This window comes from Tolypothrix sp. VBCCA 56010, from assembly GCF_050875635.1.
GTDB lineage: Bacteria > Cyanobacteriota > Cyanobacteriia > Cyanobacteriales > Nostocaceae > Hassallia.
Genome location: NZ_JBPAOH010000269.1, coordinates 1 through 5,668, shown reverse-complemented (window position 1 = coordinate 5,668; position 5,668 = coordinate 1). Strand labels below are relative to the sequence as shown.

The window sequence follows — 5,668 nt, the reverse complement described above, 5'->3', positions numbered from 1 at the left end:
GCGTCTGGCTAAGGCGTGAATGCTTTCCGAGGGATAACCGCTTCCATGCTCCCTGTGAAGAAAGAAGTAAATGTCTAGACTTGTCTAGGTTTTATATAGCAGAACAAATATCATCTACTCCCGCAACTCCTTTAAAACCTCTCTCCGCCAAAGTCAAACAGCATACATATTAGGAACGTGGGTAATGGGTAATGGGTAATGGGTAAAAGTACTTTTTTACAACTAACAACTAACAACCAACAACCAATTACCAATTACCAATTACCAATCACCAATTACCAACCAACTACTTTCGATACAACCGACCATTACGAACTTGTACCACAGGATGATTGCACCGCCGCACTAACTGTTCATCGTGGGTGGTAACAATAACCGTTGCCCCAAACGAGTTTAACTTCTGGAGAATTTGCATCACTTGCCAAGAATTATCAAAATCGAGATTTCCAGTTGGTTCATCTGCCAAAATCAGCGGAGGTGTAGCTACGATCGCTCGCGCAATACTCACCCGTTGTTGTTCTCCTCCAGAAAGTTGATCGGGAAAGCAGTCAGCTTTGGAAAGTAAACCTACCAACTTTAAAGTTGGTTCCAAACGGCGTAGAATTTCCTTACGGGTGTATCCTTGAGCTTGCAAAACAAAAGTTACATTTTCCGCTACAGTCCGCTGAGGAATTAGCTTGTAGTCTTGAAATACAATGCCAATACGTCGGCGCAAAAAAGACAAGCGATCGCCTTTCATTTTTGCCACATTACACTCATCAACCATCACCTCTCCCTGTGTAGGCAACTCCTCACCATACAGCAGTTTCAACAACGTTGATTTACCCGAACCACTAGGACCAGTAATAAACAGAAAATCTCCCTGTTTAACTTCCAGATTCAAATCAAACAACGCCTGAGAGCCATTGTTATAGATTTTTGTCACCGAGCGCAACTGCACCATCGGCACAGTACTTTTACTGCGTCCTTGAGTTTCCCTCTCCTGAAGAATAAATTTTTCAGTAGTTTCTTTCGGTGTCAATACTGGCATTGCTGAATTTTACCTACACATTAGCTTTAAAATAAGAATTCCCAGGCAGAACCTAGGAATCACAAATTCAACACCAAAAATTCCAAATTTTTTGCGTCCCCTCACCCTGGAAGATACACAAAAGCGAATCAGCGGTAAGACCCTTTGTTGTTCCAAATACCGCCGTCACCTTAGAAAGGTGCGGCTACTCGAACAAAGCCTGTCTTCGCAGGCTAAAGAAATCCAGCCTGCGAAGGCAGGCTTTGTTTGTATAGCCCCAGGCTTTTAGCCTGCGGGCGATTCGCCACAACGATTCTGTTTAACTAATTGCCCCTCTTGCCGTCAACCGATAAACTACAGCTTTCCAAGCAAATTCCGGCAAAGCCAACATTCGGCGCCAGCGCCAAGGTTCTTGATAAAGTCGATACAGCCATTCAAGATTATTATCTCCCAACCACGCAGGAGCGCGAGATTTCGTCCCCGACCAAATATCAAAACTACCACCAACGCCGATCCAAATTGCTTGCGGACACAAATGTCGGTTTTGAGCAATCCATAACTCTTGACGCGGCACTCCCAAACCGACAAAAATCACTTGAGGCTGTAATTCGCTAAGAGTTTGTCGTAATTTTTCTTCTTCTTCTGGCGAATGATAGCCGGAGTGAGTACCTGCTATACGCAATTTCGGTAATTGAGAAAGCCAAAACTCTGCTGCTGTTGCAGCCACTTTTGGCGCACCTCCATAGAAAAATACTTTTGCGTCAGTATGACGCTCAACTTCTCGCAACAGTTTTTCTGCTAGCTCAATTCCTGGACAACGTTGTATTTTTTGCCTTAATAGTAACTGTAAATACAGAACTACCCCCGCTCCGTCTGGAATCACTAATTCAGCAGCTTGAATCACCTTAGCTAAAGATGTATTTCGTTCTGCTTGCATAGTCATTTCTGCATTTAGCGTTACCACATGAGTTCCCTTACCTTGTTGCAGTCGTTCTAGCAACCAGTTGGGATAGTTAGTCATTAAATGAATCGGTAGTCCCAAGACCGAAAACACTTGATAGCGTATAGACATAGCCTATTCTTGATTAGCCTCACACCAAGTTCATCGAACGATAGTCTATCAAATTAGTTCCAAATTCCCCATCCTCCCCCACTCCATTATCTCCCCCATCTCCCCCCCTCTCCCCATCTCCCCATCCCCCTCTCCCCATCCCCCCCTCTCCCCATCTCCCTATCTCCCTATGCCCCATTACCGTTAAACTAATTGGTATTGGGTGCTTCCAGTTATGGTAAAGTAGCCCTGATTTTATTGTTAGTCATGTTCGCATAAAGAACAAATACCTAAAACACGGGCAATCTTCTTATGTATTTGACTTACAAAGCGCCTTTATATGTTTTTCAGATGTTTTAAAACTGCATCTGCTAGCACTTTTTAGTAAACTCGATTTGACAGTTAAGGTAGTGTAACGGGCGGAAGTTGATTATGAGTAAAATTCGTGTGGCTCTAATTGAAGATCATGACCTCACCCGTGTGGGTATTAAGACAGCACTACTACAAAAGGATGAAATTGAAGTTGTCGGCGAAGCTGCGACTGCGGCTGATGGAATGAAGATGTTAAAAACGTTACATCCCGACATCGCTATTATAGATATTGGTTTACCAGATAAGGATGGCATTGAGCTTACACGCGAAGTAAAATCTACTGCTAGTCAAGAAAGCTTAGAAACCAAAGTGTTAATTTTGACACTGCGGGATAATAAAGAAGCGGTGCTGGCAGCTTTTGCGGCTGGGGCTGATTCCTACTGCATGAAGGATATCGGGTTTGATAATTTACTTGAAGCAGTGCGAGTGACTTACAATGGCAATTCTTGGATCGATCCAGCGATCGCCCGCATAGTTTTACAACAAGCACAACAAAATCCACCCAAGCCAGAAGTGCCATCAGTAGATAGTAAGAGCTTTGCCCTAAACTCTGATTCCCTGGAAAATGAAGAAATTATTGACCCATACACCCTGACAGAAAGAGAGTTAGAAGTGTTACAGTTGATCGTCGAAGGTTGTAGTAATGCATTAATCGCCGAAAGACTGTACATTACCGTCGGAACGGTGAAAACTCATGTCCGGAATATTTTAAATAAGCTATGCGCTGATGACCGCACCCAAGCAGCAGTCCGCGCTTTGCGTTCTGGGTTAGTGGGATAAAGTTAATCGCTCGTAAGCCAAAGAAAGGCGATTAAAGATAAGTTTACATCTTTGAGGAATTTATACATTCAAAGTGGGTATCTTCTCTTTAATGAGTGCTTACTTTTGTATTGTTTTGTTAATTATCGGGTGAGATAAATAATTCAGCAACTCGCTATTAAAGAATCTGAAAAATAAAGTCAAATATGACTGAGACAGATGCAGGCAAACTAAAGCTGATGGTGGTGGATGATGAGCCAGATAACTTAGATTTACTCTACCGCACTTTTAGGCGAGATTTTCAAGTATATAGAGCAAGTCATGCACGAGATGCCATCGAAATCTTAGACAGAGAAGGCGAAATGGCTGTAATTATCTCTGACCAAAGAATGCCAGAGATGAACGGCACAGAATTTCTCAGTCGCACGGTAGATCGCTTTCCGGATACGATTCGGATTTTGCTGACAGGCTTTACTGATGTGGAGGATTTGGTAGAGGCGATCAACTCCGGTCAGGTGTTTAAGTACATCACTAAACCGTGGAATCCCGATCGCCTGAAAGCAATAGTCGGGCAAGCGGTTGATACATATCTGGTGTTGAAGAAACGCACGGCTGAGTTGCGTCGCGCTTTGCGACGAGAATCTTTGTTTAATGCAGTGACAACAGCAATTCGCGAGTCTTTGGACTATAGCAGTATGCTGCAAAAGATTGTCGCCACCATTGGACAGACATTTGAAGCGACTTGTTGTTTACTCAAACCAGTGGAAAGCGATCGCCTCACCCTAGATGAGTTTTCTTACCAAAACCCCAAAGTTCCCATCAACTGTTGTACCTTTGACCCCAGCTTGTTGATTTCAAAAGTTCTTGAAACCCGTCAATATCAGGTATCTTCAGATACACAAGACGGCTGCTGTCATCAACTAGTTGTGCCTATAAGCTATCAACAACAACTTTTAGCAGTTCTTGCTTTATATCAACAAGGAGGCTCAAGCACTTGGCGAGATGAAGATATCCAGCTAATTGCCGGAGTCGCCGAACAAGCAGCTTTAGCCCTCTCCCAAGCAAAACTCTATCAACGTCTGCAAGAAAAGCAACAACAAATCAGCGCCGAGTTAGAAGTTGCCCGCCAAATTCAAAATAACCTGCTGCGCCAAAGATTACCGGAAATCAAAGGCGCAAAAATCCAAGCTTGCTGCTACCCCGCCCGCGAAGTAGGAGGAGATTTTTTTGAAGTTTTTGCTCATCCCAAAGGTGACTTATGGTTAGCAGTCGGTGACGTTTCCGGCAAAGGTGTCCCGGCAGCTTTATTCATGTCAAGTGCTATTTCCGTTTTGCGCCGCGAATTATCTGTAGAATTGCCACCGCCGCCAAACGTAATTATCCAAAATCTCAACCATGCTTTGTCTGAGGACTTGATCGGCAACAATTGCTTCATCACCCTCGTCTTAGCTTGTTATACCCCCACCACTAGGGAACTGGTTTACGCAAATGCCGGTCACATCTATCCGATGCATTGGACAGCAAGTGCAAATTTGGCAGAAAATCCCAATTACCTCAAGGTACGCAGCATTCCTTTAGGGATTTTACCCAAATGGCAAGCACAGTCTGGTCAATTAGTTCTTTCTGCTGGAGATACCTTGTTACTTGCCAGTGATGGTATTACTGAAGCAATGGTATTAAACCAGACGCAGTTAAACAAGAAAACTGTGGATGGCACACAGCCAGCTAGCCATTCTATGTTGAATCAAGAAGGTCTTTGGCAACTCTTAAAAAGTGAGCCGAAACCACTTTCTCTCAACCATTTGCTAGCCCGCATCCAAGCAGACAACAACGTTCAAGAAGATGACCAAACTATTCTCTCACTGGAGGTTATGTAAGTAATGAAAAGTGAGCTTCATGTACCAAGTGATTTGAAGTTTTTAAGCATCGTCGAAAGCTGGCTGCTAGGATGCTTACAAATCCAGCTAGGAGAGACAGTTGATTGGTCGCGGCTATCAAGTCGTTTGCGGCTAGCTTTGGTGGAAGCTTACTCAAACGTAGTACGTCACGCCCACAAAGATCAGCCCAATGCGCCAGTTTTAATTCGCTTGGAACTCAAAGACCAAGATATAGCCTTAGAAGTTTGGGATCGCGGTGAGGGCTTTGATATGTCTACTTACTTTCCTCCCAACCCAATGGACAAGCAAGAAGGCGGTTATGGTTGGCTGATTATGCATCGTCTAATGGATAAAGTAGAATACCAGTTGCAGAGTGATGGTGGTAACTGTCTCAAGTTAGAAGTCACTCTGTCTGAACTAGGCAAATAAGTCAAAAGGTTGAAAAAACTTTGCTTTCGTAGTGGGCACTGAAGTGCCCAAATTAAGCGATAAATCGCTTATAGCAATTCTCGGTTACGTGAGGTACACCCGTAGGGGCACGGCAGTGCCGTGCCCCTACACGCGACGATATAATGTTGTACCGCATCTGAATGGGAACTG

Annotated in this window: 5 protein-coding genes; 3 read left to right on the top strand and 2 right to left on the bottom strand. The window is 43.9% G+C overall.

All coding sequences use genetic code 11. The features are described from left to right. Positions 1-286: 286 nt before the first annotated feature. Both ftsE and AABK37_RS40080 read right to left on the bottom strand, forming a co-directional pair. Positions 287-1,030 carry a cell division ATP-binding protein FtsE gene (gene ftsE / locus AABK37_RS40085; protein WP_432556953.1) on the bottom strand — a complete coding sequence of 248 codons (744 nt, stop codon included), beginning with the start codon at positions 1,028-1,030 and terminating at the stop codon, positions 287-289. 298 nt (positions 1,031-1,328) lie between these two features. After that, entirely contained in the window at positions 1,329-2,081 is a 753-nt protein-coding gene (locus tag AABK37_RS40080) for a WecB/TagA/CpsF family glycosyltransferase (protein ID WP_432556952.1), read from the bottom strand. A gap of 411 nt (positions 2,082-2,492) precedes the next feature. Here AABK37_RS40080 and AABK37_RS40075 point away from each other — a divergent pair, with 411 nt between their 5' ends. The 3 genes from AABK37_RS40075 to AABK37_RS40065 all read left to right on the top strand — a co-directional run bounded on the left by AABK37_RS40075 (position 2,493) and on the right by AABK37_RS40065 (position 5,497). Continuing rightward, entirely contained in the window at positions 2,493-3,212 is a 720-nt protein-coding gene (locus AABK37_RS40075) for a response regulator (protein ID WP_432556951.1), read from the top strand. A gap of 185 nt (positions 3,213-3,397) precedes the next feature. Next, positions 3,398-5,068: a SpoIIE family protein phosphatase gene (locus tag AABK37_RS40070; RefSeq protein ID WP_432556950.1), complete on the top strand. Its 1,671-nt coding sequence runs from the start codon at positions 3,398-3,400 to the stop codon at positions 5,066-5,068. A gap of 3 nt (positions 5,069-5,071) precedes the next feature. Further along, complete coding sequence (locus tag AABK37_RS40065; RefSeq protein ID WP_089125332.1) at positions 5,072-5,497, top strand: ATP-binding protein; 426 nt, start codon at positions 5,072-5,074, stop codon at positions 5,495-5,497. The last annotated feature ends 171 nt before the right edge of the window (positions 5,498-5,668 follow it).